The 22,817-nt window shown below is 73.7% G+C and carries 25 protein-coding genes and 1 pseudogene; 20 read left to right on the forward strand and 6 right to left on the reverse strand.

Annotated features, from left to right (window positions below; genetic code table 11):
* Nucleotides 1-23: 23 nt before the first annotated feature.
* The 13 genes from ADL34_RS14500 to ADL34_RS14560 all read left to right on the forward strand — a co-directional run bounded on the left by ADL34_RS14500 (nucleotide 24) and on the right by ADL34_RS14560 (nucleotide 9,768).
* Nucleotides 24-1,577, forward strand: a complete 1,554-nt coding sequence (locus ADL34_RS14500; protein WP_079034100.1) for an NAD(P)/FAD-dependent oxidoreductase — start codon at nucleotides 24-26, stop codon at nucleotides 1,575-1,577.
* Nucleotides 1,564-3,411, forward strand: coding sequence for a transketolase (locus tag ADL34_RS14505; RefSeq protein WP_062667107.1), 1,848 nt, complete (start codon nucleotides 1,564-1,566; stop codon nucleotides 3,409-3,411). The genes ADL34_RS14500 and ADL34_RS14505 overlap by 14 nt, the downstream gene beginning before the upstream one ends.
* Nucleotides 3,408-4,343, forward strand: coding sequence for a non-homologous end-joining DNA ligase (gene ligD / locus ADL34_RS14510; RefSeq protein WP_062667110.1), 936 nt, complete (start codon nucleotides 3,408-3,410; stop codon nucleotides 4,341-4,343). The genes ADL34_RS14505 and ligD overlap by 4 nt, the downstream gene beginning before the upstream one ends.
* A gap of 77 nt (nucleotides 4,344-4,420) precedes the next feature.
* Nucleotides 4,421-4,750 carry a gas vesicle protein gene (locus ADL34_RS14515; RefSeq protein ID WP_079034101.1) on the forward strand — a complete coding sequence of 110 codons (330 nt, stop codon included), beginning with the start codon at nucleotides 4,421-4,423 and terminating at the stop codon, nucleotides 4,748-4,750.
* Between the two features lie 54 nt (nucleotides 4,751-4,804).
* Nucleotides 4,805-5,230 carry a gas vesicle structural protein GvpA gene (locus tag ADL34_RS14520; protein WP_062667114.1) on the forward strand — a complete coding sequence of 142 codons (426 nt, stop codon included), beginning with the start codon at nucleotides 4,805-4,807 and terminating at the stop codon, nucleotides 5,228-5,230.
* Nucleotides 5,227-6,012 carry a GvpL/GvpF family gas vesicle protein gene (locus ADL34_RS14525; RefSeq protein WP_062667116.1) on the forward strand — a complete coding sequence of 262 codons (786 nt, stop codon included), beginning with the start codon at nucleotides 5,227-5,229 and terminating at the stop codon, nucleotides 6,010-6,012. Before ADL34_RS14520 ends, ADL34_RS14525 begins: the two co-directional genes overlap by 4 nt.
* Nucleotides 6,013-6,015: 3 nt before the next feature.
* Complete coding sequence (locus ADL34_RS14530) at nucleotides 6,016-6,276, forward strand: gas vesicle protein GvpG (protein ID WP_062667118.1); 261 nt, start codon at nucleotides 6,016-6,018, stop codon at nucleotides 6,274-6,276.
* Nucleotides 6,276-6,995 carry a hypothetical protein gene (locus ADL34_RS14535; RefSeq protein ID WP_062667120.1) on the forward strand — a complete coding sequence of 240 codons (720 nt, stop codon included), beginning with the start codon at nucleotides 6,276-6,278 and terminating at the stop codon, nucleotides 6,993-6,995. Before ADL34_RS14530 ends, ADL34_RS14535 begins: the two co-directional genes overlap by 1 nt.
* Nucleotides 6,992-8,188 carry an SRPBCC family protein gene (locus ADL34_RS14540; protein WP_062667121.1) on the forward strand — a complete coding sequence of 399 codons (1,197 nt, stop codon included), beginning with the start codon at nucleotides 6,992-6,994 and terminating at the stop codon, nucleotides 8,186-8,188. The genes ADL34_RS14535 and ADL34_RS14540 overlap by 4 nt, the downstream gene beginning before the upstream one ends.
* Nucleotides 8,185-8,514 carry a gas vesicle protein gene (locus ADL34_RS14545; protein ID WP_062667123.1) on the forward strand — a complete coding sequence of 110 codons (330 nt, stop codon included), beginning with the start codon at nucleotides 8,185-8,187 and terminating at the stop codon, nucleotides 8,512-8,514. Before ADL34_RS14540 ends, ADL34_RS14545 begins: the two co-directional genes overlap by 4 nt.
* Nucleotides 8,511-9,302 (forward strand): GvpL/GvpF family gas vesicle protein, encoded by a 792-nt coding sequence (locus ADL34_RS14550; RefSeq protein ID WP_062667125.1) that lies wholly within the window; start codon nucleotides 8,511-8,513, stop codon nucleotides 9,300-9,302. Before ADL34_RS14545 ends, ADL34_RS14550 begins: the two co-directional genes overlap by 4 nt.
* Nucleotides 9,299-9,487, forward strand: coding sequence for a gas vesicle protein (locus tag ADL34_RS14555; protein WP_062667128.1), 189 nt, complete (start codon nucleotides 9,299-9,301; stop codon nucleotides 9,485-9,487). The genes ADL34_RS14550 and ADL34_RS14555 overlap by 4 nt, the downstream gene beginning before the upstream one ends.
* Nucleotides 9,484-9,768 carry a gas vesicle protein K gene (locus tag ADL34_RS14560; RefSeq protein WP_062667130.1) on the forward strand — a complete coding sequence of 95 codons (285 nt, stop codon included), beginning with the start codon at nucleotides 9,484-9,486 and terminating at the stop codon, nucleotides 9,766-9,768. The genes ADL34_RS14555 and ADL34_RS14560 overlap by 4 nt, the downstream gene beginning before the upstream one ends.
* Before the next feature lie 53 nt (nucleotides 9,769-9,821).
* On the opposite strand, the gene ADL34_RS14565 is transcribed toward ADL34_RS14560, so the two are convergent.
* Nucleotides 9,822-10,655, reverse strand: coding sequence for a methyltransferase domain-containing protein (locus ADL34_RS14565; protein WP_062667132.1), 834 nt, complete (start codon nucleotides 10,653-10,655; stop codon nucleotides 9,822-9,824).
* A gap of 124 nt (nucleotides 10,656-10,779) precedes the next feature.
* The gene (locus ADL34_RS14570; protein ID WP_062667133.1) at nucleotides 10,780-12,273 is read right to left on the reverse strand and encodes a bifunctional phosphatase PAP2/diacylglycerol kinase family protein; all 1,494 of its coding nucleotides are present in this window, start codon (nucleotides 12,271-12,273) and stop codon (nucleotides 10,780-10,782) included.
* A 72-nt stretch (nucleotides 12,274-12,345) separates the two neighbouring features.
* Here ADL34_RS14570 and ADL34_RS14575 point away from each other — a divergent pair.
* From ADL34_RS14575 to ADL34_RS14585, 3 genes and pseudogenes are all read left to right on the forward strand, one after another.
* Nucleotides 12,346-13,018, forward strand: a pseudogene (locus ADL34_RS14575) (histidine phosphatase family protein).
* Between the two features lie 42 nt (nucleotides 13,019-13,060).
* Entirely contained in the window at nucleotides 13,061-14,680 is a 1,620-nt protein-coding gene (locus tag ADL34_RS14580) for an ABC-F family ATP-binding cassette domain-containing protein (protein ID WP_062667135.1), read from the forward strand.
* A gap of 301 nt (nucleotides 14,681-14,981) precedes the next feature.
* Entirely contained in the window at nucleotides 14,982-15,278 is a 297-nt protein-coding gene (locus tag ADL34_RS14585) for a DUF6158 family protein (protein WP_062667137.1), read from the forward strand.
* Between the two features lie 72 nt (nucleotides 15,279-15,350).
* Here ADL34_RS14585 and ADL34_RS14590 read toward each other — a convergent pair whose 3' ends face one another.
* The 3 genes from ADL34_RS14590 to ADL34_RS14600 form a co-directional block, all read right to left on the reverse strand.
* Nucleotides 15,351-15,902 carry a type 1 glutamine amidotransferase domain-containing protein gene (locus ADL34_RS14590; protein WP_062667139.1) on the reverse strand — a complete coding sequence of 184 codons (552 nt, stop codon included), beginning with the start codon at nucleotides 15,900-15,902 and terminating at the stop codon, nucleotides 15,351-15,353.
* A 35-nt stretch (nucleotides 15,903-15,937) separates the two neighbouring features.
* The gene (locus ADL34_RS14595; protein WP_062667141.1) at nucleotides 15,938-16,357 is read right to left on the reverse strand and encodes a CBS domain-containing protein; all 420 of its coding nucleotides are present in this window, start codon (nucleotides 16,355-16,357) and stop codon (nucleotides 15,938-15,940) included.
* Nucleotides 16,358-16,454: 97 nt separating this feature from the next.
* On the reverse strand, nucleotides 16,455-16,847 hold the full coding sequence (locus ADL34_RS14600) for a DUF2795 domain-containing protein (protein ID WP_062667144.1): 393 nt from the start codon (nucleotides 16,845-16,847) through the stop codon (nucleotides 16,455-16,457).
* A gap of 146 nt (nucleotides 16,848-16,993) precedes the next feature.
* On the opposite strand from ADL34_RS14600, the gene ADL34_RS36370 reads away from it, so the two are divergent.
* Nucleotides 16,994-17,149 carry a hypothetical protein gene (locus tag ADL34_RS36370; protein WP_179199523.1) on the forward strand — a complete coding sequence of 52 codons (156 nt, stop codon included), beginning with the start codon at nucleotides 16,994-16,996 and terminating at the stop codon, nucleotides 17,147-17,149.
* A gap of 15 nt (nucleotides 17,150-17,164) precedes the next feature.
* Here ADL34_RS36370 and ADL34_RS14605 read toward each other — a convergent pair whose 3' ends face one another.
* The gene (locus ADL34_RS14605) at nucleotides 17,165-18,973 is read right to left on the reverse strand and encodes a thiamine pyrophosphate-requiring protein (protein ID WP_062667145.1); all 1,809 of its coding nucleotides are present in this window, start codon (nucleotides 18,971-18,973) and stop codon (nucleotides 17,165-17,167) included.
* A 256-nt stretch (nucleotides 18,974-19,229) separates the two neighbouring features.
* Here ADL34_RS14605 and ADL34_RS14610 point away from each other — a divergent pair, with 256 nt between their 5' ends.
* The 3 genes from ADL34_RS14610 to ADL34_RS14620 all read left to right on the forward strand — a co-directional run bounded on the left by ADL34_RS14610 (nucleotide 19,230) and on the right by ADL34_RS14620 (nucleotide 22,732).
* Entirely contained in the window at nucleotides 19,230-20,021 is a 792-nt protein-coding gene (locus ADL34_RS14610; RefSeq protein WP_062667147.1) for an RNA polymerase sigma factor SigF, read from the forward strand.
* A 468-nt stretch (nucleotides 20,022-20,489) separates the two neighbouring features.
* Nucleotides 20,490-21,320, forward strand: a complete 831-nt coding sequence (locus tag ADL34_RS14615; RefSeq protein ID WP_062667149.1) for a hypothetical protein — start codon at nucleotides 20,490-20,492, stop codon at nucleotides 21,318-21,320.
* Nucleotides 21,321-21,484: 164 nt separating this feature from the next.
* Nucleotides 21,485-22,732: an aminotransferase class I/II-fold pyridoxal phosphate-dependent enzyme gene (locus ADL34_RS14620; RefSeq protein WP_062667150.1), complete on the forward strand. Its 1,248-nt coding sequence runs from the start codon at nucleotides 21,485-21,487 to the stop codon at nucleotides 22,730-22,732.
* The last annotated feature ends 85 nt before the right edge of the window (nucleotides 22,733-22,817 follow it).

Consider the following 22,817-nt stretch of genomic DNA (forward strand, 5'->3'; position numbering starts at 1 on the left):
GATCGACAAGGCCGGAGGCCACCGTGAGTCGACCCCGCATCGTGATCGTCGGCGCCGGATTCGCCGGGTACCGTGCCGCCCGCACCCTGTCCCGGCTCACCCGGCACCAGGCCGACATCACCCTGCTCAACCCGACCGACTACTTCCTGTACCTGCCCCTGCTGCCCCAGGTGGCCGCCGGCATCCTGGAGCCCCGCCGGGTCACCGTCTCCCTCTCCGGCACCCTGCCGCACGTCCGGCTGGTGCTCGGCGAGGCCGACGGCATCGACCTCGACGGACGCACCGTGCACTACACCGGCCCGGAGGGCGAGGGCGGCACCCTCTCCTACGACCGGCTCGTGCTCACCGCGGGCAGCGTCAACAAGCTGCTGCCCATCCCGGGCGTCGCCGAGCACGCCCACGGCTTCCGCAGCCTGCCCGAGGCCCTGTACCTGCGCGACCACGTCACCCGGCAGATGGAACTCGCCGCCGCGGGCGACGACCCCGCGCTCTGCCGGGCACGCTGCACCTTCGTCGTGGTCGGCGCCGGATACACCGGCACCGAGGTCGCCGCGCATGGCCAGCTGTTCACCGACGCCCAGGTGCGCAGGCACCCGCTGCGCGCCGGCATGCGCCCGCGCTGGATGCTGCTCGACGTCGCCGACCGCGTTCTGCCGGAACTCGACGAGCGGCTCGCGCGCACCGCCGACGAGGTGCTGCGGCAACGCGGCGTCGACGTGCGGATGGGCACCTCCGTCAAGGAGGCCACCCACGACGGTGTCCTGCTGACCGACGGGGAGACCGTACCCACCCGCTCCCTGGTCTGGTGCGTCGGCGTACGCCCCGACCCGCTCGCCGCCTCCCTCGAACTGCCCCTGGAACGGGGCCGGCTGCTCGTCGACCCGCACCTCCAGGTGCCCGGCCGCGCCGAGCTGTTCGCCGCCGGGGACGCGGCCGCCGTACCCGACCTGGAGAAGCCCGGCTCGTACACGCCGATGACCGCCCAGCACGCCTGGCGGCAGGGCAGGACCGTCGCCCACAACGTCGCCGCATCCCTCGGCATGGGGGAGCGGCGCGCCTACCGCCACCGCGACCTCGGCTTCGTCGTCGACCTGGGCGGTGTCAAGGCGGCCGCCAACCCGCTCGGCGTGCACCTGTCCGGCGTGGCGGCGGGCGCCGTCACCCGCGGCTACCACCTCGCCGCGATGCCCGGCAACCGGGTGCGGGTCGCCGCCGACTGGGTGCTGGACGCCGTACTGCCGCGCCAGGCCGTGCAGCTGGGCCTCGTCCGGTCGTGGTCCGTGCCGCTGGACACCGCCTCGCCGGAGCTGGTCCGCATGCCGGGCGGCCCGGACGGGGCGCAAGCGCCGGACGGGGCGGAAGCGCCGGACGGGGCGGAAGCGCCGGACGACGGCCAACCGGCGAAGGACGACGCCGGCGAGTCCGACCCCATGCGGGACCCCGACGCCGTCAAGCACCCCGAACCCCCGGGCCCGGTGAAGCGCCCCGAAAGCCCGGCGCAGCGCGAGGAGAAGGCGCAGCACCGCGAGAAGTCCACCGCCTCGACCTCCCGGAAGGGGACCCATGAACACCGATGAACTCGTCGAACTCGGCCAGCAGTTGCGCGTGGACAGCGTGCGGGCCTCCGCCGCCGCGGGCTCGGGGCACCCGACGTCGTCGATGTCCGCGGCCGACCTGGTGGCCGTCCTGTTCGCCAACCACCTGCGCTACGACATGGACCGGCCCGAGCACCCGGGCAACGACCGCTTCATCCTGTCCAAGGGCCACGCCTCGCCGCTGCTCTACTCCGCGTACAAGGCCGCCGGGGCCATCGAGGACGGGGAGCTCGTCACCTTCCGCAAGCTCGGCAGCCGTCTCGAAGGACACCCGACGCCCCGCCGCCTGCCGTACGTCGAGACCGCCACCGGCTCGCTCGGGCAGGGCCTGCCGATCGGCGTCGGCGTCGCCCTGGCGGGACGGCGCCTGGACCGCACCGGCTACCGCGTGTGGGTGCTGTGCGGCGACAGCGAACTCGCCGAGGGCTCCGTGTGGGAGGCCGCCGAGCACGCCGCCTTCGAGGGCCTGGACAATCTCACCGCGATCGTCGACGTGAACCGGCTCGGGCAGCGCGGCCCCACCCGGCACGGCCACGACCTCGACGCCTACGCCCGCCGCTTCCAGGCGTTCGGCTGGCACACCATCGAGGTCGACGGCCACGACGTCGACGCGATCGACCGCGCCTTCGGCGAGGCCCGCTCCACCACCGGCCAGCCCACGGTCGTCCTCGCCCGCACCCTCAAGGGCAAGGGCGTGCAATCCGTCCAGGACCGCGAGGGCCTGCACGGCAAGCCGCTGCCGGAGGCCGACGAGGCCATCGCCGAGCTCGGCGGTCGCCGCGACCGCACCTTCCACGTCCACGAACCGCACGCCTCGCGCCAGCTGCGCTCCGTGCCGTCCACGGACACCGAGCCGCCCCGCTGGGACCAGGGCGAGAAGGTCGCCACCCGCGACGCCTTCGGCCACGCGCTCGCCGCGCTCGGCTCCGGCCGCGGCGACGTCGTCGCCCTCGACGGCGAGGTCGGCGACTCCACCCGCACCGAGTTCTTCGCCAAGGAACACCCCGACCGGTTCTTCGAGTGCTACATCGCCGAGCAGCAGCTCGTCGCGACCGCCGTGGGCCTCGCGACCCGCGGCTGGGTGCCGTACGCCTCGACGTTCGCCGCCTTCCTGACCCGCGCCCACGACTTCGTGCGGATGGCCTCGGTCAGCGGCGCCGGCATCAACCTGGTCGGCTCCCACGCGGGCGTCGCCATCGGGCAGGACGGCCCGAGCCAGATGGGCCTGGAGGACCTGGCGATGATGCGCGCCGTGTACGGCTCGACCGTGCTGTACCCGTGCGACGCCAACCAGACCGCCCGGCTCGTCGAGACCATGGCGGGCCTCGACGGCGTGCGCTACCTGCGCACCTCGCGCGGCGCGTCCCCCGTGCTGTACGGACCGGACGAGGAGTTCCCCGTCGGCGGCAGCAAGGTGCTGCGCTCCGGCGAACGGGACCGGCTGACCCTGGTCGCGGCCGGCGTCACCGTCCACGAGGCGCTCGCCGCCGCCGACACGCTGGCCCGCGACGGCATCGACGTCCGGGTCGTCGACCTGTACTCGGTCAAGCCTGTCGACCGCGAGACCCTGCGCCGGGCCGCCGAGGAGACCGGCTGCCTGGTCACCGTCGAGGACCACCACGAGGAGGGCGGCCTCGGCGACGCCGTCCTCGACGCGTTCTCCGACGGGCGCCCCGTCCCCCGGCTGGTGCGTCTGGCCGTGCGGACGATGCCGGGCTCGGCCTCGCCCGACGAGCAGCTGCACGCCGCCGGCATCGACGCCGCGTCCATCGCCTCGGCCGCCAAATTGCTCGTAGAGGAGGCGGTCGTACGGTGACCGAAGGCGACGACGCCACGAAGGTGCGCGCGGGCCGCCGCACCGTCGAGGTCAGACGCGTCGGCAAGGTGCTCTTCCCCGGCGGCGGGGGAGCGAAGGAGTACACCAAGGGCGACCTGCTCGACTACCACCGGGCGATCGCGCCCCACATGCTGCCGCACCTGCGCGGCCGCCCGCTGATGCTGGAGCGGCATCCCGACGGCGTCGACGGCCCCACGTTCATGCAGAAGAACACGCCGGAGCACTACCCGGACTGGATCACCCGCGTCGAGGTGCCCAAGGAGGACGGCACCGTCACGCACACCGTCTGCGACGACACCGCCACGCTCGTGTTCCTCGCCGACCAGGCGTGTCTGACCCTGCACCGCTGGTTGTCCCGCACCGGCACGGCGGGCGGCCTCGACCACCCCGACCGGCTGGTCTTCGACCTCGACCCGCCTGGGGACGACTTCGAACAGGTCAGGGAGGCCGCCAGACGGCTGCACGAGCTCCTGGACGAACTCGAACTCCCGTCGGCGCCCATGACGACCGGCTCACGCGGCCTGCACGTCGTCGTCCCCCTCGACGGCCGGGACGACTTCGACACCGTCCGCGACTTCGCGCACGAGGTCGCCGCGACGCTGGCGGCGGCCCACCCGGACCGGCTGACCACCGCCGCCCGCAAGAAGGACCGCGGTGACCGCCTCTACCTGGACGTCCAGCGCAACGCCTACGCCCAGACCGCCGTCGCCCCCTACTCCGTCCGCGCCCGGCCCGGCGCCCCCGTCGCCACCCCGGTGACCTGGGACGCCGTCGATGACCCGGAGCTGCACGCACGCCGGTGGAGCATCGCCGACGCCGTCGAGCAGGCCGGGACGGATCCCTGGGCGGCACTCGGCCGCGCCCGGGCCCTCGGGCCGGCCCGCCGCCGCCTCGCGACCCTGCGTGACTGACCGGGCGTCGGTCGTCACCGGACGCAAGTCGGCGGTTTACGGGGCGCTTTCCGGGCCACACGGCGTAGGAGGCGCCCATGAATGATTCACAGAACACATCCAAGTCATCCAGACGACAGACGGACGGGACTGGCAAGGGGCCGACCCCTATGGAGGTACTGCGCGAGGCGCGGGCCCAGCTCGCCGAGCTCACCGGCATGGAAGCGGAGACCGTGACGTCCTTCGATCGCACGGAGGACGGCTGGACCCTCGAAGTCGAGGTCCTGGAACTGTCCCGCGTCCCCGACACGATGAGCCTGATGGCGAGCTACCAGGTGGAACTGGACTCCGAGGGGCAGCTCACCGGATACCGGCGTCTGGGCCGGTACGAGCGCGGGCGTTCCGACGCCCGGCGCGGCGGCCGCTAGGCCCGCGCCCCCACACCCAGCCCACCGTCCCCGAGACAAGGAGGAACGGTCCGTATGACCGTTGTCCCGGCACAGCAGACCGGCGGCGGAGGCGGCAGCAGCGGCCTCTACGACGTACTTGAGCTCGTACTGGACAGGGGACTCGTCATCGACGCGTTCATCCGGGTATCCCTGGTCGGCATCGAGATCCTGAAGATCGACGTCCGTGTCGTCGTGGCCAGCGTCGACACCTACCTGCGCTTCGCCGAGGCGTGCAACCGGCTCGACCTGGAGTCGGGCCCGAACAAGAGCCCCGGCCTGCCGGAGATCGTCGGCGAGGTCACCGAGTCCGGCGCGCGCGGCAAGTCCAAGGGCGCGCTCTCCGGAGCCGCCGAGACCATCTCCGACGCCTTCAAGCAGGCGCGGGAGGAAGGCGAGGAGCGCCCCCGGCGCACCCGTAAGTCGACGTCCTCGTCGCGCCGGAAGGAGGAGCAGGAGTGAGCACGTACGTGTACGGCATCACCGCGAGCTCGCACCCCGCCCTCCCGGAGGACATGGGCGGAGTCGGCGATCCGGCGCGGCCCGTGCGGGTCCTGACACAGGGCTCCATCGCCGCCCTGGTCAGCGACGCCCCCGAGGGGCTGCGGCCCAAGCGCCGGGAGCTGCTCGCGCACTCCAACGTGCTCGCCGAGGCGGGCGCGGCGGGGTGTGTGCTGCCCATGCGGTTCGGCAGCGTCTCGCCCGACGACGACACGGTCCTCTCCGTGCTCGCCGACCGCGCCGACCACTACGCAGAGCGGCTGGCGGCTCTGGAGGGCAAGGACGAGTACAACGTCAAGGCCAACCACGTGGAGGACGCGGTCCTGCACCGCGTCCTGTCGGAGAACCCCGAGCTGCGGGCCATGACGGAGGCCAACCGGCAGGCGGGCGGCGGCAGTTACGACGACCGGCTGCGGCTCGGCGAGATGGTCGCGGCGGCCGTCAAGGCCCAGGAGGCCCAGGACGCCACCGACGTGCGGCACACGCTGGAGCCGGCCGCCGCCGACATCAGCGTGGGCCCCGACTCCTCCGGCTGGCTCGCCAACGTGTCCTTCCTGGTCGCCCGCGACGAGGCGGACGCGTTCCTGGCCGCCGTGGAGCAGCTGCGCAAGGGGCACCCGCACCTCGAGGTGCGGCTCAACGGCCCGCTGCCGCCGTACAGCTTCGTCGAGCCGGGTCCGGGCGACTCCGGCCTCGCGGAGACCGCCGGCAGCGGCGCGACCGGCGAGGTCGCCAGGGAGTGAGTCATGGGACTGCTCGGAGAGATCCTGCTGCTGCCGCTCGCCCCGGCGCGCGGCAGCGGCTGGGTCATCAAGAAGGTACTGGAGGAGGCCGAGCGCCTCTACTACGACCCCAGTGCCGTGCGCGCCGAACTGGCACGGCTGGAGGAGCAGTTGACTGCGGGAGAGATCGACGAGGAGGAGTTCGACCGCCGCGAGGACGAACTGCTCGACCGGCTCGACACGGGACTGCGCGCAGGCTACGGGAACGGTGACAGGACGGCATGATGAACCGAGTTGGACTGGGCCTCGCGATAGGGGCCGGATACCTCCTAGGACGGACGAAGAAGGCCAAGATGGCCTTGGCGGTGGGCAGTGTCGTCGCCGGCAAGAAACTCAACCTCACCCCGAAGGCACTGGCCGAGCTGGTCACCACGCAACTGGCGGGCAACCCGCAGTTCAAGGAGATCGGCGACCAGCTGCGGCAGGATCTGCGCGGCGTCGGCAAGGCCGCCTCCGGGGCCCTCGTCGAGCGGCAGATCGAGGCGATCGCCGACCGGCTGCACGGCCGCACCGCCGAGGTGCGCGAGCAGCTCGCGGGCGGCGGCTCGAGCAGCCGTGACGAGGACGGCCACGACGAGGAGGACGAGGAGCCCGAGGGCGACGAGCCGCGTGCCGACGAGGACGCCGACGACGCCGAGGACTCCGAACACGCTGAGGACTCCGAGGACTCCGACGACGAGGACTCCGAGCACGCCGAGGACTCCGAGGACTCCGACGACGAGGACTCCGGCGACGGGGAGCGCGAGCGGCGGGGCCCGGCCAAGAAGGCCGCGAAGAAGGCTCCGGCGAAGAAGGCGGCGAAGAAGGCTCCCGCCAAGAAGACGGCGGCCAAGAAGACCGCCCCCGCCAAGAAGGCGGCGGCGAAGAAGACCGGCTCCGCGCGGTCCGCCTCCCGCAGGACGACGGGCGGCTCGCGACGGTCCCAGGGTGGTGACGGAGCATGACCGAGACACTCGGCTCCGCGGGCTCCGCGGCCGGCGGGGCGGCGAAGAAGCAGCCGTTGTCCGACCTCGCGCACAGCGAGGCCGCCGACCGGCTCAAGAGCGAGGTGCAGGACTACCTCGCCGCCCAGGCCCAGCGCCTGCTCGCCGGCACCGGCCGCAAGCTCGGCGAGGCCACCGGCAAGCTCAACGACATCGCCGAGGGCAACAGCCCAGGCTTCGCCAAGCTGGCCCTGGACGGCGGCAAGAAGCTCGCCGAGGGCAAGGGCCCCGTCCGCAGCGCGCTGGAACTCGGCGCGGGCCGCGCCAAGGACAGCGTGGTCGGCGCGTTCAAGAAGCTCGGCGGCAAGGGCGGCAAGGGCAAGAAGGCCGGCAACAAGCCCACCGTGATCATCGAGTACGTCGACGTCGGTGTGCCCCTGCGGACCGCGTACGACCAGTGGACGCAGTACCAGGACTTCAGCACCTTCGCCAAGGGCGTCAAGAGCGCGAACCGCGCCGACGACACCAGCTCCGACTGGCAGGCGAAGATCTGGTGGTCCAGCCGCAGCTGGAAGGCGCAGACCACCGAGCAGGTGCCGGACCAGAAGATCTCCTGGAGCTCGGAGGGCGCGAAGGGCACCACCAAGGGTGTCGTCTCCTTCCACGAGCTCGGCGAGAACCTCACCCGCGTCCTGCTGGTGATCGAGTACTACCCCTCTGGGTTCTTCGAGAAGACCGGCAACATCTGGCGCGCCCAGGGCCGCCGGGTCCGGCTCGACCTGAAGAACTACGTCCGGTTCATCACGCTCAAGGGCGAGGCGGAGGACGGCTGGCGCGGTGAGATCCGCGACGGCGAGGTCGTCCGCAGCCACGAGGACGCGGTCGAGGAGGAGGAGCAGGAGCGCGAGGACGACGAGGCCCGCGACGAGTCCGAGGACGAGGGCGGCGAGGGCGACGAGCCCGAGGCGTACGACGAGGACTCCGAGGACGGCGAGTCGTCCGACGAGGAGGAGCCGGAGGCCGAGTACGAGGACGAGGAAGAGCCCGAGGACGAGGAGTCCTACGAGGACGAGGACGAACCGGAGGACGCCTACGAGGACGAGGAGGAGCCGGAGGCCGAGCCCGAGGACGAGGAAGAGCCCGAGGACGAGGAAGAGCCCGAGGACGAGGAAGAGCCCGAGGGCGAGCCCGCGGGCAGCAGGAGCCGACGATGACCACGCCGAGCAGGCTCCCCGACCCGTACGGCCAGGGCGGCGGAGCCAACCTCGCGGACATCCTCGAGAGGGTGCTCGACAAGGGCATCGTGATCGCGGGCGACATCCGGATCAACCTGCTCGACATCGAACTGCTCACGATCAAGCTGCGGCTGATCGTCGCCTCCGTCGACAAGGCGAAGGAGATGGGCATCGACTGGTGGGAGGACGACCCCGCGCTGTCCTCCCGTGCCCGGCAGAACGAACTGGCCCGTGAGAACGCCGAGTTGCGTGAGCGACTGGCCCAGCTGGAGCCGGCCAGGGCCCAGCGGGAGGAGGCCCCATGAGCGGTCTGCGCTACGTGTACGCCGTCTGCCACCCCTACGAGTCCCCCCTCCAGCGCCAGCTGTCGGGGGTCTCCGGGGCTCCGCCGAAGCGGCTCACCCACCACGGGCTGGTCGCCGTCGTCAGCACGGTGCCCGAGCACGAGTTCACCGAGGAGGCGCTGCGCGCCAACCTGGAGGACCTCGACTGGCTCACGGCGACCGCCCGCGCGCACCAGCAGGTCATCGACGCCCTCACGGCCGTCACCAGCCCGCTGCCGCTGCGCCTGGCGACCGTCTTCCGGGACGACAGCGGCGTCCGCAGCATGATCGAGGCCCGCGAGGAGGAGCTGCGGCGGGTCCTCGACCGGCTGGCGGGCCGGGTGGAGTGGGGCGTGAAGGTGTACGTCGAGAAGCCGCCCGAGTCGTCCGACGACTCCAGGGCCGGCCGGCCGCCGGCCAAGGCCGCGTCGGGGCGCGACTACCTGCGCCGCCGCCGCGACCAGACCCGCGCGCACGACGACGTGTGGCAGCGCGCCTCGGAGTTCTCCGACCGGCTGCACGCGACGCTCTCGGCCTTCGCCGAGGACTCCCGGATGCACGCACCGCAGAACGCCGCGCTGTCCGGTGCCACCGGCCGGAACGTGCTCAACGCCGCCTATCTGGTGCCGCGCGCCGACTCGGAGGAGTTCGTGGAACTGGTGGACCGGGAGAAGGACGACGTGCCCGGCATCCGGGTCGAGCTCACCGGCCCGTGGGCGGCCTACTCCTTCGCCGGCGAGTTCTCGGAGGATCCGGGGGTGGAGTCGTGACCGTCGTCGAACGGCGGGAGATCGCCCTCGTGGACCTGCTCGACCGGCTGCTCGCCGGCGGTGTGGTCGTCAAGGGCGACATCACGCTGCGCATCGCCGACGTCGACCTCGTCCGCATCGACCTGAACGCGCTGATCAGCTCCGTCAACGAACAGGTCCCGTCGCCCTGGGGGGACTCGCCGTGACCGAACGACGCAACCGGCTCGACCTCGAACCCGACACCGTCGAACGCGACCTGGTCAAACTCGTCCTGACCGTCGTGGAGCTGCTGCGCCAGCTCATGGAGCGGCAGGCGGTGCGCCGCTTCGACGAGGGCGGCCTCAGCGAGGAGCAGGAGGAGCGCATCGGCCTGACGCTGATGCTGCTGGAGGACCGCATGGCCGAGCTGCGGGACCGCTACGGGCTGCGGCCCGAGGACCTGAACCTGGACCTCGGGCCGCTGGGCCCCCTCCTGCCGCGGGAGTGAGCGCGGCCCGGCGGTGACCGGGCCCAGCAGCTCGGGTGGCCTCCAGGCGTCCGTCAGGCGTTCTTGCGGCACAGGATCTCTCCGTGCAGGACGCTGAACCAGCCGTCCTCCCGACGCCCCCACTCCCGCCAGGCCTCCGCCACCTCCCGCAGCCCGTCCGCCGTCGCGTGCCCGCCCCCGACGGCCCGGTCCGCGTAGGCGGAGGCCACCGTGCGGTCCGCCCACAGCCCGCTCCACCAGGCCCGCTCCTCGGGCGTGGCGAACGTCCAGGTGCCCGAGGTGCAGGTGACGTCCGTGAGCCCGGCCGCCCGCGCCCAGGCCTTCAGCCGGCGCCCGGCGTCGGGCTCGCCGCCGTTGGCGCGCGCGACCCTGCGGTACAGGTCCAGCCAGGCGTCCATGCCGGCGGACGCCGGATACCAGGTCATCGCCGCGTAGTCGGAGTCCCGTACCGCGATGAGGCCGTTCGGCCGGGTGACCCGCCGCATCTCGCGCAGGGCCGCCACCGGGTCGCCGACGTGCTGGAGGACCTGGTGCGCGTGGACCACGCAGAACGTGTCGTCCGGGAAGTCGAGGGCGTGCACGTCCCCGGCCGTGAACTCGATGTTCCCCAGGCCCCGTCCGGCGGCCGTGGCGCGCGCCTGCTCCAGGACGCCCGGCTCCCGGTCGACCCCGGTGACGTGCCCGTCCGGGACCAGGGCCGCCAGGTCGGCGGTGATCGTGCCCGGGCCGCAGCCGATGTCCAGGATCCGCATGTGCGGCTTCAGGTGCCCGAGCAGGTAGGCCGCCGAATTGGCGGCGGTGCGCCAGGTGTGCGAGCGCAGGACGGACTCGTGATGTCCATGGGTGTAGACGGCGGTCTCCCGCGTCCGCGACGGGCTCTCGGGCATGGCTGGTCCCCTCGTCTCGACGTACCGGGGCGGCGCGCCGCCGCTCCGGTCGGTACGCGTCACCGTACGCCGTCGTCCCGCATGGTGATATCCATGTATCACCATGCGGGACGAGGAGAGGTGCTCAGGAACCCGGCAGCGGGCGGTACACCGTCAGCGCCTCCGGCAGTTTCTCCAGCGTCACCTCACCGCCCACCTCGGTGACTTCGCCGTCGTACGCCAGCAGCGTCCCCGGCTCCACGTCCGACAGCCGCAGCCGGCCGACCTGGACGGCCGCGTGGACGGGGGAGCGGCTCAGTGGACCGGCGACGGCGGCCGCGAGCAGCCGCAGCGCCGGCCGGCGCCCGCCGTGCACGACCCGGACGTCGAGGACACCGTCCGCCAGGTCCAGCCGGCGTGCGGGCGCGAGCCCCACCCGGTGGTAGGTGCCGTTCCCGGCGAACAGCAGCCACAGCGGGTGGGCGCGGCCCGCGGCCGCCGCCCGCAGCGGGTGCCGGTCCCGGCGCAGCACACGGGCCGCCGCGATCACCCCGGCGGGCCAGTCGCCGACCTTGGGCGCGAACCGGTCCCGCTCCCGTACCAGTTCCGGATACACGCCCAGGCTGCACGTGTTGAGGAACAGCCCGTGCCGGTCCGGGGTCCGGAACCGGCCCACGTCCACGCGGACCGCCTCGCCGCGCAGCACGGCCCGGCTCAGATCGGCCTCGTCCTCCACGCCCAGGTCCAGCGCGAAGTGGTTCAGGGTGCCGCCGGGCAGCACCGCCAGCGGCAGCCCGTGCCGCAGCGCCACCTCGGCCGCCGTGTTCACCGTCCCGTCGCCGCCGCACACCCCGAGCACCCGGGCGTGCCCGGCGGCCCGCTCCAACTCGGCGCCCACGTCGCGCGGTTCGCACTCCACGACCTCGGCACGCGGCAGCAGGTCCAGCAGGGCACGCACCCGGTCCGGGGTGCCCGAGCCCTTGTTCACGACCATCACCAGGCCGTCTCCCTCCGGCAGCGCGGGCACGTCCGCGCGCGGCCGGGCCGGCGGGACGCGCGGCTCGCGGGTCGGCACCAGCCCCCGTACGGCGAACGCGGCACCCGCCCCGAACGCCGCGCCCACCAGCACGTCGCTCGGGAAGTGCACCCCCGTGTAGACCCGGGACAGCGCCACCGACCAGGCGACCGGCGCCACGGCCAGCCCCCACTTCGGCGACTCCAGGGCCACCCCGGTCGCGAACGCGGCCGCCGACGCCGCGTGGCCCGACGGGAACGACGTGGTGACCGGCTGCCGCTTCAGCTGCCGCACCCGCGGCACCGCGTCGAGACCCGGCCTGGGCCGGCGCACGGACCGCTTGCCGAGCGTGTTGATGGTCAGCGACGCCAGGCCCAGCGAGGCCAGACCGCGCGCCGCCGCCCGGCGGCCGCGGGGCGAGCGGGAGGCGGCGATGGCGGCCGCCGCGGCGAACCAGAGCACCCCGTGGTTGGCGCTCCGGCTCAGTCTCGGCAGGACCGGCTCGGCGAACGGCCAGTTCCGCTCGGCCGCGAACTCGAACAGCCGCGAGTCGAGCGCGAGCAACCGGTCGCGCAGGGCGTGCCGGCCGGGCAGGGGGACGGTGAGGTCGACGTCTGGGCTCATACAGCCCTGGGTACCCTGAACCGGCCCCAGGCTGTCCGGTCCACGCGGACCGACACACGAAGGAACCCGTCCATGCGCCTGCTGCTCGTCCGTCACGGCCAGACCACCGCCAACGTGGAGTTCCTGCTCGACACGGCACCGCCCGGAGCGCCTCTGACGGCGCTCGGCGAACAGCAGGCGGCCGCCCTGCCCGACGCGCTCGCCGACGAGGACATCGAGGCGGTACGCCTCCACCCTGATCCGCACCCAGGCCACCGCCGCGCCGCTCGCCGCCGCCCGGGGCCTGGACGTCCTGGTGCGCGACGGCATCCGCGAGGTCTTCGCCGGCGACCTGGAGCTGCTGGACGGCCACTCCGAGCGGGCCGAGCCGTACATGCGGACCGTGTTCGCGTGGGCCGCGGGGGAGACGTCCCTGCGGATGCCGGGCGGCGAGAGCGGCGACGAGGCGCTCGGACGCTACGACGCGGTGATCGCCGAGGCCGCGGACAGCGGGGCCCGGACGGTCGCGATGGTCAGCCACGGCGCCGCCATCCGCATGTGGATCGCGGCCCGCGCCGCCAACGTCGACGTCGACTTCGCCGCGTCCCACCCGCTGCGGAACACCGGCGTCGTGATCCTGGAGGGCACCCCCGGCGAGGGCTGGAAGGCGCTGTCCTGGGCGGGCGCGGTCGTGGCCCCGGCGGGCGAGGGCGGACCCACGGGCCGGCCCGTCGACGAGCGGCCGTGGCAGGAGCCGGGGCGATAAGCGTTTGCCCGCGCTCCCGGCCGCCCCGCAGAATGCGGCCTCATGGGACATCTGGAAGCCGCGCACCTCGAATACCACCTCCCCGACGGGAGGGCGCTGCTCGGCGATGTCTCGTTCCGGGTGGGTGAGGGCGCCGTCGTGGCGCTGGTCGGGCCGAACGGCGCCGGCAAGACCACCCTGCTCCGGCTGATCTCCGGCGAGCTGAAACCGCACGGGGGCACCGTCACGGTCAGCGGCGGGCTCGGCGTGATGCGCCAGTTCGTCGGCTCCGTCCGCGACGAGACGACCGTACGGGACCTGCTGGTCTCGGTGGCGCCGCCGCGCATCCGGGAGGCCGCGCGGGCCGTCGACGCGGCCGAGCACGCGATCATGACGGTCGACGACGAGGCCGCCCAGCTGCGGTACGCCCAGGCGCTCGCCGACTGGGCGGAGGCGCGCGGCTACGAGTCCGAGACCCTGTGGGACATGTGCACCACGGCCGCGCTCGGCGTGCCGTACGAGAAGGCGCAGTGGCGGCAGGTGCGGACCCTGTCCGGCGGCGAGCAGAAGCGGCTGGTGCTGGAGGCGCTGCTGCGCGGCACCGACGAGGTCCTGCTGCTGGACGAGCCGGACAACTACCTCGACGTGCCTGGTAAGCGCTGGCTGGAGGAGCGGCTGAAGGAGACCCGCAAGACGGTCCTGTTCGTCTCCCACGACCGCGAACTCCTGGCCCGCGCCGCCGAGAAGATCGTCTCGGTGGAGCCCTCACCGGCCGGCGCGGACGCGTGGGTGCACGGCGGCGGCTTCACGACCTACCACGAGGCCCGCCGCCAGCGCTTCGCCCGCTTCGAGGAGCTGCGCAAACGGTGGGACGAGAAGCACGCCCAGCTGAAGAAGCTCGTGCTGACCCTTCGTCAGGCCGCCGAGAACAGCCCCGACATGGCGTCCCGCTACCGGGCCGCCCAGACCCGGCTGCGCAAGTTCGAGGAGGCCGGTCCGCCGCCCGAGCCGCCCCGCGAACAGGACATCCGGATGCGGCTCAAGGGCGGCCGTACCGGCGTGCGGGCCGTCACCTGCGAGGACCTCGAACTGACCGGCCTGATGAAGCCGTTCTCGCTGGAGGTGTTCTACGGCGAACGCGTCGCCGTCCTCGGCTCCAACGGCTCCGGGAAATCCCACTTCCTGCGCCTGCTGGCGGGGGAGGACGTCGCCCACACCGGTCACTGGAAGCTCGGCGCGCGCGTGGTGCCCGGGCACTTCGCCCAGACCCACGCCCACCCCGAGCTGCTGGGCCGCACCCTGCTCGACATCCTGTGGAAGGAGCACGCCCAGGACCGGGGCGCCGCCATGTCCCGGCTGCGCCGCTACGAGCTGACCCAGCAGGCCGAGCAGACCTTCGACCGGCTCTCGGGCGGACAGCAGGCCCGCTTCCAGATCCTTCTGCTGGAGCTGGAGGGGGTCACGGCCCTGCTGCTCGACGAGCCCACCGACAACCTCGACCTGGAGTCCGCCGAGGCGCTCCAGGAGGGGCTGGAGGCGTTCGAGGGCACCGTGCTGGCGGTCACCCACGACCGCTGGTTCGCCCGCTCCTTCGACCGCTACCTGGTCTTCGGCAGCGACGGCCGCGTCCGCGAGACCCCGGAACCGGTCTGGGACGAGCGCCGCGTGCAGCGGGCCCGCTAGCACCCGCCAGCGGGCCGCCTAGCACCCCCTCACCCGCATGGGCGAAGACCGCCCGGCGTCCGGCTCGGCCGGGTGGGCGGCCACGGCCCGGGCCGTCGGACGGCGCTCGTGCGGCGTGTCCTCCCTCCGTACGCGCCTCGTACGCGTCCTCCGCGGGCCGGGGCGTGCGGGGGCGTGCCGCCCCACACGGAGGCCCCTGGGCCGGGGTGTTCGTACAGTGGATGCAGAAAGGCGAGGTCCATGACTGTCTCCCGTGCGCCTCTCTGGGGCTGTGTGATCGGCGGGCGGGTACCCGGACGGCATGGTTGAACACGACGAGCGGGGCACCACGATGACCGGAGTCGACCCCGGCCGGCTGGACGATCAGCAGCTCATGAAGGAGCTGGAGACCATCCACCGGACGCGCCACGACACGCTGCTGTACGGCTCGAACGACGCGCTGCGGGCCCACAACGAACGCATGGCCCAGCTGGAGGGCGAGTACCTGCGCCGCAATCCCGGCCGCCTCGTGGCGGCCGGCCGGACCCGTGAGGGCGCCCGGGACCGCGACGCGGGCGGCACCCCGCCCACGGCGTCCGGCGCCACCGGGAGCGGCTGAGCGCACGGACGCGCCGGACGCGGAACCCGTGGTCCCGCGCCCGGTGCGTCGGCCGCCGTGTGCGCCCGCCCGTCAGGCGGCCTGCTTGGATTCGGCGGCGAACACCTCGAGGTACGTCTGGCAGAACGCCTTCAGGTCGTCCGGCTTCCGGCTCGTGACCAGCTTGCTCGGCGCGTGGTCGCAGACCTGCACCTGCTCGTCGACCCAGGTCCCGCCCGCGTTGCGGATGTCCGTCCGCAGACTCGGCCACGACGTCAGGACGCGGCCGCGTACGACGTCCGCCTCCACCAGCGTCCACGGGGCGTGACAGATCGCCGCGACCGGCAGGCCCCGCTCGAAGAAGTCCTTGACGAATGCGACGGCCTTCTCGTCCATCCGCAGGAAGTCCGGGTTGGCGACCCCGCCGGGCAGGACCAGCCCGCCGAAGTCCCCGGCCGACGTCTCCCCGACGACCTCCTGCACGGGGAACGTGTCCGCCTTGTCGAGGTGGTCGAACGCCTGGATCTCCCCGGACTGCGTCGACAGGAGCACCGGCTCGTGACCGGCGTCCTTCGCGGCCTGCCAGGGCTCGGTCAGCTCGACCTGCTCGACGCCCTCGGGGGCGGTCAGAAATGCGATGCGCATGATGTCTCCGCGTTCTCGTCGGTCTCGTATGTCGTTCACTCGTTCGGGCCGGCCCTGCTGATGTCGGCGAGCGCCGAGCGGGGGTCGCCGTCCTCGGCCAGGTCACCGATGCTCAGCACGCCGACCGGCAGGCCGTCCTCGACGACCGGCAGCCGCCGTACCGCGTGCTCGCGCATCAGCGCGACGGCCACGGACAGCCGCTCGTGCGGCCCCACGACCACGGGACGCGGCGTGCACACGGCCCCGGCGGCCACGGCCGACGGATCCATGCCCTCGGCGACGGCCCGGACCACGATGTCCCGGTCGGTGAGCACACCGGCCACGTCCTGACCGTCCGCGACCACCACGTCACCGATGTCCTGCGCCCGCATCAGCCGGGCCGCCTCGGCGAGCGAGGCGTCCGGGCGGACGGCGGCGACACCCGCGGTCATGACGTCCTTCACCAGCGCGGACATGCCCGCCCCTCCCTCGTACGTCTCTCGTACGGCCGCACGGCGGCACCGCGGCGGTGTCGCCACGACCCGCCGCGGCACCCGGCCGTACGGCCGGATCTCAGCGCCGCTCGCCGCGTCCGCCGTCCGTCAGCGCCTCGGCCAGTTGCTGCACGTTGGCGTACCGCTCGGAGCGCGGCAGGCGCCCCACGGGGTCGGCCAGAGTGTCGGGCGCGTGGGAGCGCCGCAGCTCGCCCGCCAGCTCCCGCGGGCCCGCCGGGAAGGAGTGGCGGCGCAGGATCCGCGCCAGTTCCAGCCGGACCGTCTCCAGGGACGCCGCCGACGACCCCGGGGCCACCGGGCCGCCCGCGACCAGCGGATCGTCGTCGGCGGACGGCTCCGGGTCGTGCCACTCCTCCGCCCGGGTGGGGTGCCCGGACCGCAGCAACCCTTGTAGTTCGTGCTTCATCTCGTCGTCACGGTGAACGCTCAGCCGGTCGCTGCCTCGCTGCATGACTCCCTCCAGATCCTTCGGGGCTCCGCACCGCGTACCCGTCCACCGGAGGCCGACACGGGGGTTTGCGGACCGGAACCGGGGAGACCCGGACGTCTCACCCCCCGAGTCACCCCCCGCGCGACGTTCTGGGGAAGGACCCTGTCATGGCACTGCTCGCCGTGCTGCTGCCGATCCTGATGCTCTGCGTGACGCTGGCGCTGGGACGCTACGAGGACCTGCTCCTGCCGGAGGACCCCGAACCCCTCCCGTCGGAGGGCCGGGGCCTGGTCACGGAGCGGGCGGCCACCTCTGGGGACTGACCCCGGACCGGTCCGTCAGTCCCCCTTGTCCTCGCGTTCCCGCCCCGGCAGGAACTCCTGGAACTTCGCCTTGAGGCCCTGCCTGACCATCGCGCCGCGGTCCGCGTCGCCCTTGAGGATCGCGGACACCGTCGCCTCCATCTGCTCCCACGTGGCGTGCGGCGGGATGGGCGGGACGGCGGGGTCCGTCACGAACTCCACGACCGCGGGGCCGTCGGCGGCCAGCGCGGCGCGCCAGGCCGGCTCGACGTCCTCCGGCCTCTCCACGCGGATGCCCGTCAGGCCGAGGGAGCGCGCGAAGTCGGCGTACCGCACGTCCGGCAGTTCCTGCGACGGCAGGAAGGACGGGGCGCCGCCCATGGCGCGCATCTCCCAGGTCACCTGGTTGAGGTCCCGGTTGTTGTAGACGGCCACGACCAGCCGCGGGTCCTCCCACAGCTCCCGGTACTTCGCGGCCGTGATCAGCTCCGCCAGACCGTTCATCTGCATCGCCCCGTCCCCGACGAGCGCGATCGCCGGGCGGTCCGGGTGGGCGAACTTGGCGCCGATCGCGTACGGCACCCCGCAGCCCATCGTCGCCAGCGTTCCCGACAGCGAACCGCGCATCCCCGGGCGGAACGTCAGGTGCCGGGCGTACCAGTTGGACGTCGAGCCCGAGTCCGAGGTGACGATCGCGTCGGCGGGCAGCAGCGGGTCCAGCGCGCGGGTGACGTACTCCGGGTTGACCGGGTCGGCCGACAGCGCGGCCCGCCGCTCCATCACCTCGTGCCAGCGCGCCACGTTGTCGCACACCGTCTCGAACCACTCACGGCCGCGCTCCTCCGACCGGATCAGCGGGATCAGCCGCTCCAGCGTGGCCTTCGCGTCGCCGATCAGGTTCACCTCGTACGGGTAGCGCATCCCGACCATGTGCGGGTCGATGTCGATCTGCACGCCGCGCGCCTTGCCGAAGTCCGGCAGGAACTGCGAGTACGGGAAGGACGAACCGATCGTCAGCAGTGTGTCGCAGTCCCGCATGAGCTCGTACGACGGACGGGTGCCCAGCAGGCCGATCGAGCCGGTGACGTACGGCAGTTCGTCGCTCAGGACGTCCTTGCCGAGCAGCGCCTTCGCGACGCCCGCGCCCAGCAGTTCCGCCATCCGCTCCACCTCGGCCCGCGCGCCCGCGGCCCCCTGGCCGACCAGGATGGCCACCTTGTCACCGGAGTTGAGGATCTCGGCCGCCCGCCGGACGGAGTCCTCGGAGGGGACCGTCGTCCACGCGCCGGACTCCAGGCTGGACGGCACCATCTTGAACTCGTGCGTCGGAGCGGAGTACTCGAGCTCCTGGACGTCGCCGGGGATGATGACGGCGGTGGGGGAGCGGCGCGCGTACGCCGTGCGGATCGCCCGGTCCAGGACGTTCGGCAGCTGCTCCGGGACCGTCACCGTCTCCACGAAGTCCGAGGCGACGTCCTTGAACAGGGTGTGCAGGTCGACCTCCTGCTGGTACGACCCGCCCATCGCGGTGCGATGCGTCTGCCCGACGATGGCCACCACCGGCACATGGTCCAGCTTGGCGTCGTACAGGCCGTTCAGCAGATGGATCGCGCCCGGCCCCGAGGTGGCCGCGCAGACACCGACCCGGCCGCTGAACTTGGCGTAGCCGACCGCCTGGAACGCGGACATCTCCTCGTGCCGGGACTGGACGAACCGAGGCCGGTTCCCGGCCCGGCCCCAGGCGGCGAGCAGACCGTTGATGCCGTCGCCGGGATAGCCGAAGACATGCTCCACCCCCCAGGCCCGCAGACGCTCCAGGACGTGGTCGGCGACCGTGGTGCTCATGCGGGACCTCCAGGGGACTCCGGGTACTCCGGGGACGACACGGCACCAGTCCGTGTGACCGCGTACCGGGGCGGAAAACCTGCGCCGCGTGTTTGGGCACCCCGCTCGGGGGCAGGCGGACAAACAGTGCTTCGGACAGGAGGCACGTCCGCGGGACCGTTGCGTCCCGGACGGGTGTGCCCGGTACCGGAGCGCTCGGCGTGTCCCGCGGTGACCGTCCCACCCGAGCACGTGACCGAGGGAGTTGCCAGGCGCCATGCCCACTCCGGTGAAATCCAGGAAGCACCCGCACGACGACGCACCCGACACCGCCGCCGACTTCCGCACGCTGGCCGCGCTGCCCGACGGCCCGGAGCGCGACGCGCTGCGCGGGCGGATCGTCGAGGCGTGGCTGCCCATGGCCGACCGGCTCGCCGGCCGCTTCCGCAGCCGCGGCGAGAGCCTGGACGACCTGCGCCAGGTCGCCGCGCTCGGCCTGGTCAAGGCCGTCGACCGGTACGACCCCGAGCTCGGCAACGCCTTCGAGAGCTACGCCGTGCCCACCATCACCGGCGAGATCAAGCGGCACTTCCGCGACCACATGTGGACCCTGCACGTGCCGCGCCGCGTGCAGGACCTGCGCAACCGCGTCCGGTTCGCCGTACAGGACCTGCAGAGCGTCTCCGGCCGCCGCCCGAGCGTCGCCGAGATCGCCGCGCACGCCGACCTGAGCGAGGCCGACGTCCGTGCCGGCCTGGAGGCGCTGGAGAGCTTCACGGCGCTGTCCCTGGACGCCGAACTGCCGGGCAGCGAGGACGGCTACTCCCTCAGCGACGCGCTGGGCTCCGTCGACCCGGCCCTGGACACGGTCGTGGACCGCGAGGCCGTCGCCCCGCGCCTGGCGGCCCTGCCCGAGCGGGAACGGGCGATCCTCTACATGCGCTTCTTCGGCGACATGACCCAGAGCCACATCGCCGAACAACTCGGCATCTCCCAGATGCACGTCTCCCGCCTGATCAGCCGCTGCTGCTCCCGCGTCCGCGACCAGGTCCTGAACGACGCCGACTGACCGAGCACCCGGGGAACCTCACGTCCCCGTCCCGCGGCACCCGCGCCCGCTCCCGCCCGCGCCGCACCCGGTCCGGCACCCGCAGGCCCCGTCCACACGTCTCGGTCCTGGCCCGGCCGGCGCTCCACATCGCTGCTGCTCCTACGCACCCTCGCCCCGGCCTCGTGCCGGGCCCACACCGTCGAGCGGGCGCCTTCGCGGCCGGGGCTCTCCGACCGGTCCGGCACACCTCTCGCCTACGTCGAGACGCGGCCGACGCTCCGAGACGGTCCCGGATCTGGCAGGCGTCCTTGCCGCGGACCCGCTCTCTACCCCCTCCTCACTCCACGTCCCGCATCGTCACCCGCTCGGCCGCCCCCCGTCCCGCGAATGGGGTCCGGCCGCGCGCGTGTTCGTGGGGGGCGGGCTGTCATGGCTGAGGGCACGTGTGCCCGTAGACCGCAGTCGTCGGCCGAAGGAGTCCACCCCATGCGCCGCACCGTCCGCGCCCTGTCCGTCGCCGCTCTGGCCGGTGCCGCTCTGGGCGCCGGCGTCCAGGCCGCCGTCGCGGATCCGACGGCGGAGGTCGGGCCCGCCTCCGTCACACCCGGCGAGTCCGTCACCGTGTCGGTCACCTGCGACCCGGTCGACGGCGCCGCGCCCGCCACGCTCGACGCCGTGTCCCAGGCGTTCGAGGACGGCACCGTGCAGCTCCAGCGGGTCAGCGGGGGCGAGGGGGCGGACGCCGGGCCCGTCTACCGGGGGGCCGCGCAGATCTCCCCGGCCGAGAACTTCACGGGTGATCCGGACGCGGCCGGTCCCGAGTCCGCCTGGACCGTCGACGGAACGTGTCCCGCGGCGGCCGGGGCCGAGGGGGCGGACTGGAGCGCGCCCCTCACCGTGGCCGGTGTGGCCGAGGCCGACACCCTGGCGGCGGGGAGCGAGGGCGAGGACGACGCCGCCGCCTCCACGCTCACCGCGCCCCGCGAGACCGGCACCGGCGGGAAGACGGGGAAGGGGGGCAAGGGCGGCGACGGGTGTACCGAGCCGTCCTGGAGCGGCTCCGGGCAGTGGGGGGACGGCGAGGACTCGGCGAGCGAGTGGAAGGGCGGCAGGACCCGGCCGCCGGAGCCCTCGCCCTGTGAGACGTCCGCCGTCCCCGTCGACCCGGCCGTCCCGGGCGGTGTGAAGGCCGGGCAGGGCGGCGTCTTCACCGACTCCGTGCCCGCCCTGGTCTGCGGCGGCGTCCTGATCGCCGGTGCGGCCGGGGGCGCGGTGTACCGGCTGCGCCGCCGGACACCGGCCGGGCGGCGGCCGTGACCCCGCGGCCACCGGGACCCGTGCGCCGGAGGCGACCGCGCCGGTGTGACGGGCGCGACGTCCGCCGGCGGTCATGGGACGGATGACGATGGGTACGCAGAGCGCGACGGGTACACGACACACCGTGCGGCTCATACGGCGGCTGGCACAGCACGGAGGTACGGATGCGCCGGACGGACGTCGAGGGCCACGGCCCCGTGCGCTTCGGGCCGCCCCTGCCCGACGACGGGTTGCCCGTCCTGCCCGAGCTGGCCGGTGTGCTCGCCGCCGCCGCCGGCCGGACCGCGAGCGAGCCCGTCGGCGGCGGTGCCGCGCTCCTGGAGGCCGCGTGCGGCTACTGGGACCGGCGGGGCCTGCCGACCACGCCCGAGCAGGCCGTCGCCGCCCCCGGCGCCCCCGCGCTGCTGCTGGCCCTGACCGCCGCGCTCGGCGGTGACGTCCTGGTGCCCCGGCCCTGCGCGGCCTGGTGGGCACCGTACGCACGCCTGCTGGGCCGCCCCGTCTTCCACGTGCCGACCCCGGCCGAGTCCGGCGGCGTCCCCGACCCGTACGCCCTCCTGGAGACCGTCCGCCGGGTCCGCGCGGAGGGCGGGGACCCCCGGCTGCTGGTGCTGTCGCCCGCCGACGACCCGGCCGCCACCGTGGCCCCGCCCGAGGTGCTGCACGGGAGCCTGGAGGCCGCCGCCGGCGAGGGGCTGCATCTGATCAGCGACGAGACCTGGCGCGACACCGTGCACGCCCCCCACGAGACCGTGCTGCTCAGCCCCGCCGAGATGCTCCCCGAGCAGGTCACCGTCGTCACCGACCTGGCCGGCGCCCACCTCCCCACGGCCTGGCCCGCGGCCGTCGCCCGGTTCCCCGCGGGCGCCGCCGGTGACGGCCTGCACGCGCGCGTGCTCGACGTGCTCACCGCGCTCGGCGCGCGCGTGGCGGGCCCGGTCGCGCTCGCCGCCGGATACGCCCTGACCGAGCCCGAGCCGGTCACCACCCGCATCACCGCGACCGTACGGCTGCACGCGCGGCTCGCCGCAGCCGCCCACACGGCCGCCCTGGACGCCGGTGCCGTCGCCCGCCCCCCGCAGGCCGGACGGCATCTGTACGTCGACCTCGGACCGCTGCGCGCCGGGCTGTCCGGCCACGACGTGGGAGACGCGCAGGACCTGGAGGACTTCCTCGCCGCCCGGCTCGGCATGCCCGCGCCCGGCGGCCACCGCTTCGGCGACGACCTCGGCGAACTGCGCGTCCGGCTGTCCACCGGGGCGCTCCTGTCCGGCACCGACGAGGAGCGCGCGGAATGCCTCACGTCCCCCGCGCCGTTGGAACTGCCGCACGTGCGACGCGCGTTGACCCACCTGAAGTCGGTCTTCGACGAACTCCGTGACGACGCCGAGCGATGGGAGACCCCTCGATGACGCAGCAGTCCGACTCGGCCGCACCCACCCCGTCGCGCTCCCCACTCAAGGATTCCGCCCCCCCGGCCCCGCCCGCCTCCCCGGC

The sequence above is a fragment of the Streptomyces sp. NRRL WC-3605 genome (assembly GCF_001509795.1).
Classification (GTDB): domain Bacteria; phylum Actinomycetota; class Actinomycetes; order Streptomycetales; family Streptomycetaceae; genus Streptomyces; species Streptomyces viridochromogenes.

Bases quoted from the DNA above. Each gene is read 5' to 3' on its own strand.
- ADL34_RS14505 (WP_062667107.1), top strand. From the start codon at position 1,564: ATGAACACCGATGAACTCGTCGAACTCGGCCAGCAGTTGCGCGTGGAC.
- ADL34_RS14515 (WP_079034101.1), top strand. From the start codon at position 4,421: ATGAATGATTCACAGAACACATCCAAGTCATCCAGACGACAGACGGAC.
- ADL34_RS14520 (WP_062667114.1), top strand. From the start codon at position 4,805: ATGACCGTTGTCCCGGCACAGCAGACCGGCGGCGGAGGCGGCAGCAGC.
- ADL34_RS14530 (WP_062667118.1), top strand. From the start codon at position 6,016: ATGGGACTGCTCGGAGAGATCCTGCTGCTGCCGCTCGCCCCGGCGCGC.
- ADL34_RS14535 (WP_062667120.1), top strand. From the start codon at position 6,276: ATGAACCGAGTTGGACTGGGCCTCGCGATAGGGGCCGGATACCTCCTA.
- ADL34_RS14540 (WP_062667121.1), top strand. From the start codon at position 6,992: ATGACCGAGACACTCGGCTCCGCGGGCTCCGCGGCCGGCGGGGCGGCG.
- ADL34_RS14545 (WP_062667123.1), top strand. From the start codon at position 8,185: ATGACCACGCCGAGCAGGCTCCCCGACCCGTACGGCCAGGGCGGCGGA.
- ADL34_RS14550 (WP_062667125.1), top strand. From the start codon at position 8,511: ATGAGCGGTCTGCGCTACGTGTACGCCGTCTGCCACCCCTACGAGTCC.
- ADL34_RS14565 (WP_062667132.1), bottom strand. From the start codon at position 10,655: ATGCCCGAGAGCCCGTCGCGGACGCGGGAGACCGCCGTCTACACCCAT.
- ADL34_RS14570 (WP_062667133.1), bottom strand. From the start codon at position 12,273: ATGAGCCCAGACGTCGACCTCACCGTCCCCCTGCCCGGCCGGCACGCC.
- ADL34_RS14580 (WP_062667135.1), top strand. From the start codon at position 13,061: ATGGGACATCTGGAAGCCGCGCACCTCGAATACCACCTCCCCGACGGG.
- ADL34_RS14585 (WP_062667137.1), top strand. From the start codon at position 14,982: ATGGTTGAACACGACGAGCGGGGCACCACGATGACCGGAGTCGACCCC.
- ADL34_RS14590 (WP_062667139.1), bottom strand. From the start codon at position 15,902: ATGCGCATCGCATTTCTGACCGCCCCCGAGGGCGTCGAGCAGGTCGAG.
- ADL34_RS14595 (WP_062667141.1), bottom strand. From the start codon at position 16,357: ATGTCCGCGCTGGTGAAGGACGTCATGACCGCGGGTGTCGCCGCCGTC.
- ADL34_RS14600 (WP_062667144.1), bottom strand. From the start codon at position 16,847: ATGCAGCGAGGCAGCGACCGGCTGAGCGTTCACCGTGACGACGAGATG.
- ADL34_RS36370 (WP_179199523.1), top strand. From the start codon at position 16,994: ATGGCACTGCTCGCCGTGCTGCTGCCGATCCTGATGCTCTGCGTGACG.
- ADL34_RS14605 (WP_062667145.1), bottom strand. From the start codon at position 18,973: ATGAGCACCACGGTCGCCGACCACGTCCTGGAGCGTCTGCGGGCCTGG.
- ADL34_RS14610 (WP_062667147.1), top strand. From the start codon at position 19,230: ATGCCCACTCCGGTGAAATCCAGGAAGCACCCGCACGACGACGCACCC.
- ADL34_RS14615 (WP_062667149.1), top strand. From the start codon at position 20,490: ATGCGCCGCACCGTCCGCGCCCTGTCCGTCGCCGCTCTGGCCGGTGCC.
- ADL34_RS14620 (WP_062667150.1), top strand. From the start codon at position 21,485: ATGCGCCGGACGGACGTCGAGGGCCACGGCCCCGTGCGCTTCGGGCCG.